The 15,709-nt window shown below is 42.4% G+C and carries 14 protein-coding genes; 4 read left to right on the top strand and 10 right to left on the bottom strand.

The window, feature by feature from the left end:
• The first annotated feature begins 42 nt into the window (after window positions 1–42).
• Window positions 43–876 (top strand): undecaprenyl-diphosphate phosphatase, encoded by an 834-nt coding sequence (locus tag ACI3E5_RS15215; RefSeq protein ID WP_115232404.1) that lies wholly within the window; start codon window positions 43–45, stop codon window positions 874–876.
• Between the two features lie 75 nt (window positions 877–951).
• Here the strand turns inward: ACI3E5_RS15215 and ACI3E5_RS15210 are convergent, their stop codons facing one another.
• Both ACI3E5_RS15210 and ACI3E5_RS15205 read right to left on the bottom strand, forming a co-directional pair.
• The gene (locus tag ACI3E5_RS15210; RefSeq protein ID WP_218212507.1) at window positions 952–1,575 is read right to left on the bottom strand and encodes a DUF47 domain-containing protein; all 624 of its coding nucleotides are present in this window, start codon (window positions 1,573–1,575) and stop codon (window positions 952–954) included.
• Between the two features lie 12 nt (window positions 1,576–1,587).
• Window positions 1,588–2,643, bottom strand: a complete 1,056-nt coding sequence (locus tag ACI3E5_RS15205) for an inorganic phosphate transporter (RefSeq protein WP_005230169.1) — start codon at window positions 2,641–2,643, stop codon at window positions 1,588–1,590.
• Between the two features lie 236 nt (window positions 2,644–2,879).
• On the opposite strand from ACI3E5_RS15205, the gene rpsT reads away from it, so the two are divergent.
• A complete protein-coding gene (rpsT, locus tag ACI3E5_RS15200; RefSeq protein WP_005230162.1) occupies window positions 2,880–3,134 on the top strand; it encodes a 30S ribosomal protein S20 in 255 nt (84 codons plus the stop codon).
• A 52-nt stretch (window positions 3,135–3,186) separates the two neighbouring features.
• Here rpsT and holA read toward each other — a convergent pair whose 3' ends face one another.
• The 6 genes from holA to ACI3E5_RS15170 form a co-directional block, all read right to left on the bottom strand.
• Entirely contained in the window at window positions 3,187–4,206 is a 1,020-nt protein-coding gene (holA, locus tag ACI3E5_RS15195) for a DNA polymerase III subunit delta (protein ID WP_334202408.1), read from the bottom strand.
• A gap of 31 nt (window positions 4,207–4,237) precedes the next feature.
• Entirely contained in the window at window positions 4,238–6,481 is a 2,244-nt protein-coding gene (locus tag ACI3E5_RS15190) for a DNA internalization-related competence protein ComEC/Rec2 (protein WP_498822063.1), read from the bottom strand.
• Window positions 6,453–6,950, bottom strand: a complete 498-nt coding sequence (locus tag ACI3E5_RS15185) for a ComE operon protein 2 (RefSeq protein WP_005230159.1) — start codon at window positions 6,948–6,950, stop codon at window positions 6,453–6,455. Before ACI3E5_RS15185 ends, ACI3E5_RS15190 begins: the two co-directional genes overlap by 29 nt.
• Window positions 6,951–7,043: 93 nt before the next feature.
• Entirely contained in the window at window positions 7,044–7,685 is a 642-nt protein-coding gene (locus ACI3E5_RS15180) for a helix-hairpin-helix domain-containing protein (protein WP_498822064.1), read from the bottom strand.
• 121 nt (window positions 7,686–7,806) lie between these two features.
• Window positions 7,807–8,847, bottom strand: coding sequence for a CAP domain-containing protein (locus ACI3E5_RS15175; protein WP_325845071.1), 1,041 nt, complete (start codon window positions 8,845–8,847; stop codon window positions 7,807–7,809).
• Between the two features lie 198 nt (window positions 8,848–9,045).
• Window positions 9,046–10,845: a penicillin-binding transpeptidase domain-containing protein gene (locus ACI3E5_RS15170; RefSeq protein WP_498822065.1), complete on the bottom strand. Its 1,800-nt coding sequence runs from the start codon at window positions 10,843–10,845 to the stop codon at window positions 9,046–9,048.
• Window positions 10,846–11,015: 170 nt separating this feature from the next.
• Between ACI3E5_RS15170 and ACI3E5_RS15165 the strand changes: the two genes are divergently transcribed.
• Both ACI3E5_RS15165 and ACI3E5_RS15160 read left to right on the top strand, forming a co-directional pair.
• Window positions 11,016–11,684, top strand: coding sequence for a response regulator transcription factor (locus tag ACI3E5_RS15165; protein ID WP_005230154.1), 669 nt, complete (start codon window positions 11,016–11,018; stop codon window positions 11,682–11,684).
• The gene (locus ACI3E5_RS15160) at window positions 11,674–13,116 is read left to right on the top strand and encodes a sensor histidine kinase (protein ID WP_498822067.1); all 1,443 of its coding nucleotides are present in this window, start codon (window positions 11,674–11,676) and stop codon (window positions 13,114–13,116) included. Before ACI3E5_RS15165 ends, ACI3E5_RS15160 begins: the two co-directional genes overlap by 11 nt.
• A gap of 72 nt (window positions 13,117–13,188) precedes the next feature.
• On the opposite strand, the gene ACI3E5_RS15155 is transcribed toward ACI3E5_RS15160, so the two are convergent.
• Window positions 13,189–13,806 carry an HAD-IA family hydrolase gene (locus ACI3E5_RS15155; protein ID WP_325845069.1) on the bottom strand — a complete coding sequence of 206 codons (618 nt, stop codon included), beginning with the start codon at window positions 13,804–13,806 and terminating at the stop codon, window positions 13,189–13,191.
• Window positions 13,807–14,022: 216 nt separating this feature from the next.
• Window positions 14,023–15,615 carry a TPM domain-containing protein gene (locus tag ACI3E5_RS15150; protein ID WP_325845081.1) on the bottom strand — a complete coding sequence of 531 codons (1,593 nt, stop codon included), beginning with the start codon at window positions 15,613–15,615 and terminating at the stop codon, window positions 14,023–14,025.
• Window positions 15,616–15,709 lie beyond the last annotated feature (94 nt).

The following is a 15,709-nucleotide window of genomic DNA, read 5'->3' as shown; positions in this document are numbered from 1 at the left end:
GTATACTAAGAGTTGTATTTTGTCATAGAAAGGACTGAACCAATGTTTTTTACAAATTTCATAAAAGCGATTTTATTTGGGATCATTGAAGGGATCACGGAATGGCTGCCAATCAGCAGCACGGGTCACTTGATTCTAGCCGACGAATTTATCGGATTGAATGTAACTCCCGAGTTTATGACGATGTTCAATGTTGTCATACAACTGGGTGCGATTTTAGCAGTCGTCTACTTGTATTTCCATAAACTAAACCCTTTTTCACCGCAGAAAAATGAGTTAGAGAAAAAAGATACATGGACGTTATGGTTTAAAGTCGTCGTGGCGGTCTTGCCATCGGTTATTATCGGATTACCGTTAGATGATTGGTTAGATGCGCACTTCTACAACTTTTTCTCCGTTTCGATCGTCTTGATCGTTTATGGGATCGGCTTTATCGTGGTAGAAAAACGCAACAAAAATAAAGCACCAAAATGTACCGATTTGAACAAGTTCACCTACAAAGCGGCATTGATCGTAGGAATGTTCCAAGTATTGGCATTGATCCCAGGAACTTCTCGTTCTGGTGCTACTATCTTAGGTGCTATCATGATCGGCGCTTCTCGTTATGTTGCTGCTGAATTTTCATTTTTCTTAGGTATTCCCACCATGTTTGGTGCCAGTGCCTGGAAAATCTTCAAGTTTTTGAAAGATGGCAATGCCTTTGATTTCCAAGGAACCGTCATCTTATTGACAGGAACCATCGTGTCATTCATCGTTTCGATCATCGCGATCCGTTTCTTGATGAACTACATCAAACGGAATGATTTTACCGTATTTGGATGGTATCGCATCGTTTTAGGAATCATTTTGATCGGCTATTGGCTGATCCAATTATAAGCAAAAAGAGCAACTCTTGGGCAGATAACTGCCGCAAGAGTTGCTCTTTTTTTCGTTTGAATGCTCTCTAGTTCCTCACGTGTTTTTGATCACCATACCATCGATGATATCAACCGCACTTTCGGTGTCGTTGATAATCGATTCAAAGCGATCATAAATATCTTTCCATTTAATGATTTCCAGCACTTCTTTTTCATCCGTAAACAACGCTTTTTTCATTTTTGAATACAAAAGATCTGCTTCTGATTCAATCGTATTGACATCGTTGATCATTTGACGCAATGTTTTTGAATTTTTGAACTTCGGAAACTCTTTTAATGCTGTTTCGACCCCCTGTGTCGCTTGAACGATCATTTCAGCAAATAAGTTCGTCTCGGGGCGGATCTTCGTAATGACCAAATTCTCAAATAAATAAGTCAGTCCCATAATGCCATCCAAAATATCATCTAAGCGCTCAGAGATGACCAGGATGTCTTCGCGATCGATCGGTGTGATAAATGAGTCGTACAACTCATTCGTTAACTCAGCGATCACCTGATCGCCTTCCTTTTCTAATCCATGAATCTCAGCTGCCGCTTCACTTAACGCTGTTTCAGAGTAATCATTGATCAACAGCGAAAAATGTTTCGCAGCTAGATGCCCATTTGTTGCCAACTGCTCCATTGCCGCAAAATAATCAAATCCTTTTTTTCGTGCCATTACTTTCTCTCCTCACAAAATTAGCAATAAAATTTTCACCATTAGAAACGCAATCAACCCGCAACCAGGGAACGTTAAAATCCAAGCATAGATCATTTCTTTCACGATGCGCCAATCAACGCTAGAAAAACGTCGAGAAGCCCCTACCCCCATGATGGCAGTCGTTTTTGTATGGGTCGTTGAAACTGGGATACCAAATACGGAAGACAAGAACAAACAGATCGCAGCGGTAACATCTGCAGAAAAGCCTTGGTATTTTTCCAGTTTTACCATATCCATCCCTACTGATTTGATGATTTTCATCCCACCGACAGAAGTACCGATCCCCATGGTCAAGGAACAAAGAACCATCACCCAGAGTGGAATCGAAAAGCCATTGCCGGTCTTTTCAGCAAGATTGTTGTAGAACAGCCCTAACATGAAGACACCCATAAATTTTTGGCCATCTTGTGCACCATGTAAGAACGCATTGGCACCAGCCGCAATGGCTTGACCAACTGTAAAAATTTTGTTGGCTTTTCGCCGTTGGGTATCGCGAAAGAGCCATACGATCAGTTTCGTGATCAGAAAGCCGCCAATGAAGCCCATCAACGTAGAAACGACAAGACCGATCAAAACTTTCAGCCACTCCTCGCCATTGACTGCATGTAACCCACCAAGGGCCATGGCTGCACCAGTCAGTCCTGCGATCAACGCGTGGGATTCACTGGTTGGGATCCCAAAATACCAAGCTGCGACCGTCCAAACAACAATTGAAAACAAGGCAGCGGCTAATGCGATCTGTGAGACCCGAAAACTCCCGCCTGAATCAAAAGTCACAATGTTGCTGATGGTTTCTGCAACTTGCGCATTAAAATACGTCATCACTAGCACACCTAAGAAATTCATGACGACTGCCATGCCAATGGCGATATTCGGGCGTAAGACTCTCGTGGAGACAGCGGTTGCAATAGCATTCGGCGCATCCGTCCAGCCGTTGACGAAAATCACCCCTAATGACAACACAATCGTTAGAAACAAAGCGATATTCACATAGATTCCCCCATTTAAAAATTCCGAAGTAATCATAGCATAGAAAGCTGTTTCTGTGTAAACTTTTTATAACTATTCAGTAAAAAATGTGTAAAGAAGCATTTTTAAAATCCATAAAGCAAAAAATAGCACGGCCAAAAAACAAATTTTTGTGTTAAGTAAAATTTCTTTACAACTTTTATTGCAATCACTCTTGGCATTAGGTATAATGACTAGTGTTGATTTATACGTTTTCTAAACGTAATTGAACTTTTTTTTCGGAGGTGAAATACATGCCAAACATTGAATCTGCAATCAAACGTGTTCGCACAAGCGAAGCGGCTAATGCTAAGAATTCATCTCAAGTAAGCACAATGCGCACAGCAATCAAAAAATTTGATCAAGCTGTTGAAGCTGGTGCTGATAACGTAGATGCGTTATATAAAGATGCTGTTAAAGCAATCGATATGGCTGAGACTAAAGGATTGATCCACAAGAACAAAGCTAGTCGCGACAAATCTCGTTTAAGTAAAAAAATTGCAAAATAAGCAAATTAAGAAAGGCGCAGCAATCATCGATTACTGCGCCTTTCTTTTTGTCTTACTGTTTGCCATGTTTTAAAACAAATAGCTGGAACAAATACTCTTTGTCCATCTGACCACTTTTTACTAAGTAATCATTTTCGATCAATTCACTATATAGTGCCGCTAATTGCTTTTCTCCAAACCCCCGAGCTTGCTGCATCGCTAACTTCACTCGGTACGGATGAATCCCCAACGTTTCTGCGATATTGGCTTGCTGGTAGCCAATTTTCATCAAAATCGCCGCCTGTAACAGCAGACGGACTTGGCTGATCAAGATAGCATTGATCTTGATCGTCTCTTCCCCTTGCAATAATAGATCGTCATACAAGCGCAACGCATCCGATACGTTCCCCTTTAAGACATCGCTGGTTAATTCAAAGACATTGTGTTCCAACGTCTTAGGGATCAACTGCAAGACGATCTCTTTCGTAATTTTATTGCCATTTCCTGCATACAGCCGTAGTTTCTGTAACTCCTGCATCGCTTTTGATAGGTGCAGATCCGTTAACCGTAAAAACAAATCAAACGCCTCTCGGCTCATTTCGATGCCATCATTGGCCAACGACTGTTGGAGATACTGACGCACGTCGGCTTCTTTCATAGGTGCGACATCAATCACAACTGCGGCTTTCTTCAACTGCTTAGTAATTTTTTTCCGTTCATCTAATTTATCGACATCTGCAAAAATCACCATTACCGATGATTCCAATGGGTCTTTGATATAATTCAAAAAATCATCTAGGTCATGCTCAGGTGCATTGCTCTTTTTTTCAGCCGTTAAGAAAAATGGCCGCTCAACGAACAGTAATCGCTGATCGCCAAAAAAAGGCAACGATTGGGCTTCTTGGATCACCATATCAAGGGAATCTTTCTCCATGTCAAAGGAAGCAAAATTCAGATCATCTTTCCCAACGGAAAAACGCTCCAAAAAGGCCGTGCGAACTTGCTCTTGTAAAAACATTTCACTGCCGATGACCAGATAAATCGATTGCAACTCCTTGGTTCGAATTGCTTGCAACGCTTTTTGTAATTCCATCGTTCCCCCCGCTTTCATTCTTATCCTACCATTAGTCAATCGGATAGTCTAGCAGCGTTTTTATCAAAAATGATTGTTGTTTTTCAGACCAAATAAATTGGATCATGCCCTGCTGATCGGTTCGCAAAACGGTCTGATTTGCCAATGTTTCAAGCACCTCTTCATGAGGATGCCCGTACCGATTGTTCCGTCCACTTGAAACGATCCCGAATTGGGGATCGATTGCCGCAACAAACTCAGGTGCCGTCGAGGTTCGACTGCCATGATGCCCTAGTTTCAATACATCAACTTTTAAATTCGGATAATCATGAATCAACTTTTTTTCCCCTGCCTGTTCGAGATCGCCAGTAAACAAAAATGTTTTATCCCCTACCTTGGTTTTAATCACCATCGAATCTTCGTTTTGTCCTGCACCTGATTCTGGTGCCAATACTTGCAACTGAAGGAAATCACCCACCACTTGGCCAACCGTCGTCCAAACAACGCTTGTCTGCTTAGGCAGTTCGTTTAAAAGCTTGGCAATGCGGTGATCTTGTTCACTTCCTGGTACAAGATATAACGTTTCAACAGGGATCGCCTTCATCAATGCTAGCGCATCTCCCATATGGTCCGTGTCCCCATGAGTTAGAAACAAACCAGTGATCTTCCTGACTCCCTCCCCTTTTAAAAAAGGAATCAATGTAGATTCCGCGGCAGCTTGTCGTTTGCGCTCTTGCCAGTTTTCTTTCGGAAAAGACAGAGAACCTCCAGTATCGATCACATAAACTTCGCGATTTTTTTCTGCCTGTAAAACGATACTATCGCCTTGACCAACGTCGACATAACTAATGGTAGGTAAAACGCGATTCTGTTGAAAGACCATTGGTACAACAAGCGAAAAACAGATCACCAGCAGCCACCGTTTCTTTTGGTAACAGAGCAGGCCAAGCAAACAACAACTAGCTGCCAATCCTGCAGGAACGGCACCCACCGTTATCGATACGCCTCCTACAGCGCCCACGACAACTTCCATAAGTGATAAAAGCCCTTCAAAAAGGGCAATCGGCCCACTGATGGTTGGGAAAAGCGTCCCAGCAATGAACATTACGAAACAGGCTGGCAGCAAAACCAATTGAAAAAACGGTAAAAAGACAAACGTCAAAAAGCCCCCAAATAATGGAAATTCATAAAAGAGCGAGACAATGACAGGCGCAGCCAGCACCGTGAGGAACTGACTGCGCCAAAACCACGTCAATTTGATCGGTCGCTGCATCATTATCAGGAAGGTCATCAAAAGACTTAGTTGCCCCGATGTTTGAAGCAATACTTTGGGATCAACGAATAAAAGAGCCGTTAAGACGATCCCATAATGATCACTTACCGATAGCCGTTGTTGATAAAGAGTGGTCACTTGAGTAACCGACAATGCCAAGACAGCACGCCAGACACTAATGCCGCCGCCACAAATCCCAATTACGACCAAGAAAAAGACCCCCATTGGCAACAGCATTTCTTGTTGCGTAAACCCCAATCGGCAGAAGCATCCGCGAAACCACTTGAAAAATAAGACGACATGCATTCCTGAGATCGTAAAGAAATGCAATAAGCCACTAGCACGATACATTTGACGTACTTCTTGAAAGTCATGGTCTTTAAAACCAAAGAGCAACGCATTGATATAGGCTGCTGAGCGTTCAGGAAAGATTCGTTGCACAGAAGAAATAACCTCTGCTCGAATTTTTGCAAGCGAAAAGCCTGAGTCTGTTGCTTCCATTCCTACCATTTGCTCGATATGGACTGTGCCAATAATTGATCGACTGGCTAGATAGGCAGAATAGTCAAACCCGTGGCGGTTTCGTGGTTTTTCAGGAAGTGAAAAAAATCCATTCACCAGCAGCTTTCTTCCCCAATCGGATCGATCCTGCCATTGCTGTTTTTCAGTCTCTGAAGAAATCGTGTAACGGCCAATCACTTTACCTGCGGAAGATTTTGCTTCAAACGTAAGCAGATCGCCATTGATTTTGATCGTGTCTGGCAACACATTGACTACCCCTTGATACTCACCTTCTTGTATGTTTCCAGTCCGAGAAAGACAGACGCGGACACTTAACAGCAACAGTCCGACAAAACAAATCATGCACAAAAATGCTTGTCGTCTTAAGACAAGCATCCCGAAATAATAAAGTGCAATGAGTCCCAGTAAGATGGACTGCACATAGTAAGCAGTCACCGAACAAGCGAAGATAATACTAAGAAATAAAAATGAATCAGTTCTCTTTTGTTGGTTGTGCATCATTCAGCACACCAAATGAAAGTTTTTCAAAATACACCGGATCAAGTTCAACTTGGTGGACGGAAGCACCTACTTGTTGAATCAATTCCATTGCATACTGATTGTTACGATAGTCATTCAAATAATGGATCGTTTTGACCCCTGCTTGCAAAATTGCTTTCGTACAGGGAAGGCAAGGAAAATGCGTCACATAGATTTCCGCATTGTCTGTTGACACCCCTAATTTTGCACATTGCAATAAGGCATTCATTTCTGCATGAATCGTCCGAATACAATGGTCATCGACAACATAACAGCCATCGTCGATACAGTGTACATCGCCACTGACTGACCCATTGTAGCCTCCAGCGATGATTCGGCGATCTTTGACTAATGTAGCGCCGACTTCAAGTCGGGAACACGTACTGCGTAAAGAAAGTAAAACAGCTTGCGCCATAAAATACTGGTCCCAAGGGATTCTCGTATTGCTCATTCATTTGCTCCTTTGCGATTGATTAGTTCTATTCTAATCGAATTTCTTGAATTTTCAACCGTCATTTCTTAGTATTTCTTACTTTTATTTGGTTCAGTCCGTCACTGTAATCATCTCTTTCAAGGACTCAAAGGTCTTCTCTCCGATGCCTGTGATCTTTTTTAGGTCATCAATCTGTTTAAAAAAGCCATATTCTTCGCGGTAAGCGATGATTGCTTCTGCTTTTTTGGCACCCACGCCTGGCAGTTCTTGCAGTTGTTGCGCATTGGCTTGATTCAGATTGATTTGTGTCACTGCTGTCTGGCTGCCACCTACTCCTGAAGCATTCATCTCCGTAAACGCTTGATCCTCTTTATGCGGGACGATCACCATCTGTTGATCTTGCAGCACCTGTGCTAAGTTTATGGCTGTTTCTAACGCCTCTTCTGTCAGACCACCTGCTTGTTCGATCAATTCATACATCCGCGCACCTGATTTTAAACGATAAATGCCCGGTTGGTGCACTTCTCCTTTGACATCGATAACGATCTCATACTCTTCATCGTTAAGACCATCTTCTTGAAGGGTTCCACCTTCCCCCATTTCAGACGATTGACCTGCTGCATCTGCCATTGATTGCCAGTTTGTTTCTTTGTTTTGCGAGAACGGTACGAACCAGATGATCAGCAAAACCATCAAAACAGCACCACCAACTGCAAATCGCCAATAGTCTTTGAGCAGCTTCCATTGATCCATTTTCACCACCTCATAGATGAAATACGCAGAAAGTAATCAAGGACAGAAAAAAAGTCAACACTTTCCACGTGTCGACTTTTTTTACTGGCTAACAAGTATCAGTTTCACGCAATTCAGGAATTTACGACGCCGATCCTCGGTGATACAACGTTGTATAATATGGCTGTTCGCTGGTATCGATCGCAATACCGATCCCGAGAAATTGATACTCATCATTTAGAATCGTTGCCCGATGTCCCTCTGAATTCATTAAACCTTGATGGGCGTAAATACTGCTGGCTTGGCCAAATGCCAAATTTTCCCCTGCAGCAGTGAAGCTGATCCCGTCTTCTTGCATCCGATCAAATGGAGTCGATCCATCTAACCCGATATGGTCAAAGTATCGATGTTCTGCCATGTCTTGGCTATGCTTCACGGCAGTCTCACTGGTTGCTTCGCTGAAATCAAGAGGTGACAAACCAAATTTCACTCGGGTGGCATTCGTTAATTCAAATAACTGTGTTCGTAAACCGCTTAAAATGGCGGTTTGATTTTGGCGAAAATCATTCGCATGGCGTGTTTCTAGGGAACGATTGATGATTTGGATCGCAGTCACTGTATCTTCGGCATGAACATCATAGAAAAAAGTAATCAATTGATCGTCTTGCAAGAACAGATCATAGTCGGCATCCGAATCGATGCGATACCGTCGTGATCCTCGTTGTAGACTTTCTTGACGCGTCCCCATCTGATTACGAACGCTTGCTTTTGAAGACCCGATACCTAGCGTGTCATCGATAAGAATCGTGTCTTGATTCGTATAGATCCCTTGCGCAATATCATGTTCATCGTACATCACCATCATGAAGTTACGAAAATCATCGTGATAGGAAGTCCAGTTCAGTCCATACCGATTCGCTGATTCATTGATCGCTTCCCCAAAGGTTTCTTCGATCACTTGTCGTGATTCATTATATAAATATGTCTGGACAGGCGTTTCTGCCGCTGGCCTTGCTGAAGTGTCTTGTGAAAGAGAAAATTGGGACGAGAGAGATTGAGTGATCTCGTTGAGTCGGGCATCACGAAATGCCAAGCGCCCGTCTTGCCATGTGATCATCTGGCTTGCAAAATAAAGAAGCCCGATGAGAAAAATGCTTTTGATCAAGAATTTTATTTTTTTCATATGACACCTCCGTCAATGAATCTTTATGTGTTAGCTTTAGCGCGATCGTTTATCCATTCATTCATCCCTAGATTGGATCGCTGATGCACCTTTCCTGTCTTTTCTAAAGACTATCATTCCTGTGAGAAGTTGACCAGCTGCAGCATGAAATTTCTTAGATGATCTAGGTCTTTTTAAGCTCCTGTTAAGAAACTTTTTTTACTCACGAAAACTTTGCAGCGCCATCGAACGCTCCATCAAGGGATTGGCGATTTTAGCTAATGTATGTCGATCGTATTCTTCTGGTCGCTTGATGGTGAGGTAAAGAATAAACTGTGGATCATCCGTTGGGTAGATGGAGACCGCCGAATAAATATAATCAAACTCTCCCGTTATGTAGCCTTGACCATTCTCATTGGCGATCTGAGCAGTCCCAGTTTTGACAGAAATCTCATGGTTCGTCAGTTGGTATACATCATAAGCGGTGCCATAACGTTCATCCGTCACTACATCGGTCATGTATTCTAAAACAGCATCAGCTGCTGCTTGTGAAATAGGCTGGGAAACGACTTCTGGAAAGACTTGGGTCTCTTCCCCTACTCGCCGAATCAATTGCGGACGTATCATCTCGCCACCATTGGCAAATGCACTAAATAGCTGCATCATCTGCATCTGATTGACGCCGATCGCATGGCCATAGGAGCTCATGGCATAATCCACCCGATTTCTTGAAGGTAAGATCCCAGGCACTTCCCCAGGAAGCTCACTTCCTGTAACTTTCCCTAGTCCAAAATCAGTTAAATACTGTGCCCAATTATCAAAACCGATCCGTTGCTGAAGTCGAACCATCCCCGTGTTGCTTGACCAAGCTAACGCTTGCCGCATCGTCAACTCACCATTTGCTCCTGAGTCGTGGTCATTGATGACTCGATCTTCAATCTGCATACTCACAGGATTGTAGCGTTCCGTCGGATCAAAAACACCTTCATCAATAGCGGCCGCAACGGTTGCCAGCTTCAAGGTCGAACCAGGTTCATACATCTCTTCCGTAAAAAGATTACGCCAAATAAAGTGTTCATCCGTAATTCCTTCTTGGGTCTCTGGATGAAAACTAGGTCTTTGAGCCATCGTTAAAATCTCCCCAGTTTTCGCATCCATCAATAAAGCCGTTAGATTTTCTGGTCGTGTTTGTTCCATAACTTCATCCATCACTGATTCAGTGAATAACTGCAGATGAGCATCTAATGTCGTCCAAACATCCTTCCCATCTACTCCTTCTTCTACGGTTTGATTGGTTGCGGGAACAGGATTCCCTGAAGCATTGACTTGAAAGGACTCTCGCCCATTTTGATTCTTCAAAAAGTCGTTCAGTACATATTCTAATCCAGAAACACCGACTCGAATCTCTTCATCATCTGACGTTGTCCCTATCAAATGTGAAGAAAAGATACCATTCGGATAACTGCGACTTGAACGAGCATCGAAATAGATACCGTTGATTCCAGCTGCATCAAACGCCGCTTCGATTTGATTTCGAGTAGTCACACTTAGACCACTGCCAACATTGCCAAATTCCACTTGAAAGACAGGCGGATCTGTTTGATTCGCACCATCTGACAAGATTGACAAAACTTGCTCGTTAGAAATAGGTAAATACTCCGAAAGAATCGTTGCGGTCTCCTCAAAGCGCGCTCTGTCTAGATACATGGGTCGTCCATTGTCAATGTAATCTTCAGAAAGAACCGCTCGAACAGTATAGGAAAGAATATCTTGTGCGATCACTGTCCCCTGCCGATCAAAAATCGCCCCTCGACTTGTTTCGATCGATCTTGAACTATAATACAAATTTTCTATTCTTTCAGACAAAGAGACGCCTGCAATCACGCCGACTTGAACAATGTAAATCAAACGTGCAGAAAACCCCATAAAAAGCGCAAGACTGATTATGTATAACCAATGACCGACTAGCTTACGATTTTTCTTTGCTTTTTTCTTTCTGACCATATGATAGTCATACATCGCCAAAGCGCTCCTTTCGATTGAATATACCTCTATAGTATTGGGTATTTGTGATGATCTTGTGAGGGAAAGAACAATTATTTTTCAAAGAGTCATTTTCCTATTAAATCAGCGATTATGCTGTGATATACTTTAAAAAATATAAATTATTTTTAAGGATGTGAATAAAATTGCAAAAAATACTGATCGTTGATGATGACACCCATATGCGTGCCCTAGTGAAAACTTATGCGGAGATCGAAGGGTATCTATGTTTTGAGGCAGCGGATGGAAAAGAAACTTTGGAAAAATTAACCAATCATTCATTCGATTTGATCCTCCTAGATGTCATGATGCCGGGAAAAGATGGCTTTCAGACGCTTTCGGAAATCAGAGGCAGCTGTAACACGCCAGTCATCATGATTACCGCTCGAAAGGAAGAATATGACAAACTCTTTGGCTTCAATCTTGGTGCCGATGATTATATTGCCAAGCCATTTAGCCCTAAAGAGCTGATGGCTCGCATCAAAGCTGTGTTGAAACGAAGCAGTCAGTTTCAGTTCGAAAAGATCGTTTTTGGTGATCTCGAAGTCAATGTTTTTTCTCATACTGTAACGATCAATGGGAATCCTCTGCCGCTTACGCCAAAAGAATTCGATCTGCTGGTCTATTTGACGAAAAATAATCATATCGCTTTGAGCCGGGAATCAATTTTAGAAGGTGTCTGGGGCTTTGATTATTTCGGAGATACCAGAACAGTGGATACACACATCAAGTCCTTGCGAGAGCGTCTAGGGGATTACCGAGAGTTGATCCAAACGGTTTGGGGAGTTGGGTATAAATTTGATTATGAAGACTAGTCGGTTAGGTTTTACTTACATCAAAAGTAAATTACTCGTGCGGCTTTGGTCCGCCAATATGCTGCTGGTCATCATTGGCATCGCTTTTTTGTGGACTGTTCAAATTTTGCTCTTTGAACCAAATTATATCAATGTAACGAAAGAATCACTTTTAGAAACAGTTCAGGAAACAGCTGCCGCTATTGAAGAAATGGCAGTAGATCCAGATGATTTACCAGAAGAGCCATTACTTTTCCTCAGTAAAACGATCGTTGGGACTCTTTTCTTAGTCGACGAGGATGGCGAAATTCTGGCGGCATTTAACAATGGCCAACAATTAAACATAGATGGGTTGAGCAACGAATACAACTGGTTGTTATCTCACGCACCAACTGTCCTTGATGGTGAGAGCCTGAGTGCTGTAGAAGACTTTGAAAAGTCTTCTGCCATTCTTATTGGTGTTCCTACCACTCTTTTCCAACGCCCAGCTGCCCTTTTGCTCTCCAATACGATCACTCAAATCGAAGCGCTTCAAAGCTTGAATCGACAGCAACTCTTTCTATTCACCATCATATTAACTATTTTTGCGTCAACGATCTCCTTTTTTTTAGCACAGCATTTTATTCGCCCGATCAAAACCATCAAAGAAGCCATCATCCGCTTAACCAACGGCGAGCTTTATTCCGTACCCAAACTTAAGCGTAGTGATGAATTAGGTACACTTTCTGAATCTGTTGCGGACTTAAGCACAGAACTTCAGCGAGTAGACGTCTTGCGAAAAGAAGTGATTGCCAATGTTTCTCATGAACTACGCTCCCCCCTCGCGTTGATCACTGGCTATGGGGAGATGGTACGTGATGTATCTGGAAACGACGAACGCCTTCGAAAAGAACATATGGACCTAATTATCAGCGAAGCCCACCGCATGAGTGCTATGGTCGATGACATCATGGATTTCTCTATCATGCAAGCTGGTTACACACAACTTAAAAATGAAATCTGGAATACATACGAGGTGGTTTCCTCCGTCGTTGCTTACGCAAGAGGGATCGCCAATCAATATGACATCACTGTCGATTTTGAAGCAGATCGTACGAATGGAAATGCTCTTTTGGATCGCATCAAAATGGAACAGGTTTTGCGTAATTTAATAAACAATGGCATCAACCATACACCTAAAAATGAACGACTCTTAATCAAATTAACGAATACATCTGCAGGAACAAAAGTTGCTGTCATCAATCCTGGAAAAGATATCCCTCCAGAACAACTCGAACTTATTTGGGAAAGATACCAACGCGTCCAACATCAAGCAGGACATAAAGAAGGAACCGGCATCGGCTTAGCGATCGTAAAAACCATTTTGACTTCTCATGCCTTCGAATATGGCGCTGAGTCGAAAAATGGCGTGACTTGTTTTTGGTTTGTTGTGCCGAGACTAGAAGATCAATGAGAACCACGTTTATACCGTTCGTAATGAGTACTAAATAACTTACTTTCTTTGCGCAAAAAAAGCCTTGATTTCTCAAGACTTAATGATTTCTTGTATTTCAGCCATTGATTGGACGGTATGGTCGGCAGATACATCTTTTAAGAGACCTTCTATATCATAAAATATCGTCTTGACACCTGCTCCTTGTCCTGCAAAAACATCCATCGTGCGATCGCCGATCATGACAGTCTGATCTTTGTCTAGTTGATACTTTTCAACAAGATACATCAGGGAAGTTGGATCCGGTTTGCGGGGAAAGTTGTTTTCTGGGCCAACGATCTCAACGATCAGGTCTGCCATCTGTTCTTTTTCTAACAACTCTTTCGTTGAGACGACATCGCGGTGGGTCAAAATGTAGTTCTTGCCCCCAGCAGCAACCACGGCTTCTAATGTTTCTTTGGTTCCTGCAAAGGAAAGCGGCAAACGATCATCCAGCGCTTCATTTGCTTTGAATGCTTTAGTGAACTCTTGAAAATCTAAGTTGTATTTTTCAGCAACTTTTTTGGAAGATGAATCTTTCAGTATATAATAAATCTCCGCTGGATCTGGATCGAAGCCATACTCCTTCAATGTCTTGATAAAAGCTTTTAACATGATTGGGTAGCTGTCGTAAAGTGTTCCGTCAAAATCCCATATGTAAGATTGGTACATGATATCCCTCGTTTTCTGCCTTTTTCAAATGAATGAAAGTTCCATTCATTTTCTGTAACTCTAAAAAGTTTACCACACTTTGTTTGGTTTGTCTTATTTATCAAGGGATTTCCTCTACAAGAAAAAACGCCATTGACCATACAATCCTTCCGCTTGCACAAACCTACATGCAAGCGAATGCATTGCAGAACAATGAACGTTCCTCACTACGAAAAATTACCAGCTACCAGAAACACCGCCACCGCTGCTGCTTCCTCCGCTAAAGCCGCCAAAATCATTCGACGAACTTTGCGTATCGGCAATGACTTGTTCTTGATGGGTCACATGATTATTCATCATTACAAAGAACAACGCCATATTCATACCATGGGGGTCATACTCTTGGCGAGCATTATTCAAAACGGCTGCTCGATCAGAAGCATCAAATGAGGATAATTTGTTCGCTAAATCTGGGTGATTTTGATAAACCTGTTTCAAGTCAACTTGGAACAAGGCATCTGTTTTCACTTCCGCTAGAACATCAGAAACTTCTTTTGGAATGGCTTGTACCATCTCAGGATAGGTCGCTTTTTCCGTCACAAGTTGAGCTAAGTATCGCCCTTGCTCATTGCGTCTTCTGATCTCTTCTTTGGCTTGCTTGGCTATTTCTGCTCGATAAGCATCTGCTAAAGGCAGATTTTCGGGTAACACCGCATCAGTCAAATCGTAGTCTGCCATCCGTTCAGTCACTTCCCTGCCTAATTGGGCTTCATAGGTTTTTAAGGTGTCATGTTGTGTAAGGATCACCTGACCGAACTGTTTGACCGTGGTTTGTTTCTTCATCAGCAAGTTTGAAAAATAGGCGCCAATTGCTGGATTCGTCAAGCCATGTTGGATGACTCGTTTATCCGCTGTCGACAATCCATTGACCGAAGTCAATTTCGCTGGCACATAAGTCCTCGTCACATACTGCGTAAATGCTTGTTGACAATCTTTTGCTGTCTGATACTGATGGTAACGCTGATAGTTCTTTCTATTGCTAGCCCATTTCAAGAAGTCTTTCTGTTGGAAGTGACTATCTTCTAACAGATGTTTCGGCAATGGCAGGTGCTCTTCAAAACGCCGTTTGGTTTTAAGATGGCGAAAACTGATGAACCCGACAAGGCCTGCAGCAGCTGCTGCTACGACACCACTGACGATTTTTCCAATAGTGAACCACATCTGCTTAGTGGCTTCTGCTTCTTGTGCCTGTTTTTCTGCTAACATTTGCTTGCCATCTTGATAGATTGTCCCTAAACCAATCGTTTCATCCGCTTCTTTCATTCGCTGATAGACTTCATTAGAAGCTGCCAATATCGCTGTATCATAATCTTCATCTCGTAATGCGTCTTTGGCATCTTCATCCACTAAATCATCTTCCGATAGCTCACTGAAGACATAGGATAGTCCATCGCCATAACCTAGACGAAATTCACGATCGTCAATGGCAAAGAGAAACAATAGTCCATTATTGTCCTCTGGATTTCCTAAACCATACTCATTGAACAGTTCCAAATTACGCTCTTCAATCGATTGCCCATCTAAAGAAGGGATCGTGATCACAGCATATTCTGGTGCTCCAGTCAATGATTGAAAGCCCTCTTTATTCAAAGTATCGATTTGTTTGATCGTCTCTTGTGAAAGGACCCCGGCATCATCACGAACAAATGTCTGTCCAAAGGCAATTGATGGTTGAAGGACAAAAAATCCCATCAAACCAACAAAAACCAACATCCCAAGTTGGAAGATGTTCTTCATTTTACCACCCCTTTTCATCGTGTTATCTTTCATTGTATTCGATTTCAAATGATAAAACATCCGCCTTAAGCATGAAAAAAATAGTTACATGACTAAAAAACCTTTAAAAGACAGCATTTTGGTCGGT

This window comes from Candidatus Enterococcus avicola, from assembly GCF_047470845.1.
GTDB classification, from domain to species: Bacteria; Bacillota; Bacilli; order Lactobacillales; family Enterococcaceae; genus Enterococcus_D; species Enterococcus_D casseliflavus.
The sequence above is the reverse complement of the archived record's forward strand: the minus strand, read 5'-3'. Positions and strand labels throughout refer to the sequence as shown.

Bases quoted from the DNA above. Each gene is read 5' to 3' on its own strand.
- ACI3E5_RS15180 (WP_498822064.1), bottom strand. From the start codon at position 7,685: ATGGATCAATGGAAGCTGCTCAAAGACTATTGGCGATTTGCAGTTGGT.
- ACI3E5_RS15175 (WP_325845071.1), bottom strand. From the start codon at position 8,847: ATGAAAAAAATAAAATTCTTGATCAAAAGCATTTTTCTCATCGGGCTT.
- ACI3E5_RS15170 (WP_498822065.1), bottom strand. From the start codon at position 10,845: ATGTATGACTATCATATGGTCAGAAAGAAAAAAGCAAAGAAAAATCGT.
- ACI3E5_RS15155 (WP_325845069.1), bottom strand. From the start codon at position 13,806: ATGTACCAATCTTACATATGGGATTTTGACGGAACACTTTACGACAGC.
- ACI3E5_RS15190 (WP_498822063.1), bottom strand. From the start codon at position 6,481: ATGATGCACAACCAACAAAAGAGAACTGATTCATTTTTATTTCTTAGT.
- holA (WP_334202408.1), bottom strand. From the start codon at position 4,206: ATGGAATTACAAAAAGCGTTGCAAGCAATTCGAACCAAGGAGTTGCAA.
- ACI3E5_RS15210 (WP_218212507.1), bottom strand. From the start codon at position 1,575: ATGGCACGAAAAAAAGGATTTGATTATTTTGCGGCAATGGAGCAGTTG.
- ACI3E5_RS15205 (WP_005230169.1), bottom strand. From the start codon at position 2,643: ATGATTACTTCGGAATTTTTAAATGGGGGAATCTATGTGAATATCGCT.
- ACI3E5_RS15185 (WP_005230159.1), bottom strand. From the start codon at position 6,950: ATGAGCAATACGAGAATCCCTTGGGACCAGTATTTTATGGCGCAAGCT.
- ACI3E5_RS15215 (WP_115232404.1), top strand. From the start codon at position 43: ATGTTTTTTACAAATTTCATAAAAGCGATTTTATTTGGGATCATTGAA.
- ACI3E5_RS15160 (WP_498822067.1), top strand. From the start codon at position 11,674: ATGAAGACTAGTCGGTTAGGTTTTACTTACATCAAAAGTAAATTACTC.
- ACI3E5_RS15150 (WP_325845081.1), bottom strand. From the start codon at position 15,615: ATGAAAGATAACACGATGAAAAGGGGTGGTAAAATGAAGAACATCTTC.
- rpsT (WP_005230162.1), top strand. From the start codon at position 2,880: ATGCCAAACATTGAATCTGCAATCAAACGTGTTCGCACAAGCGAAGCG.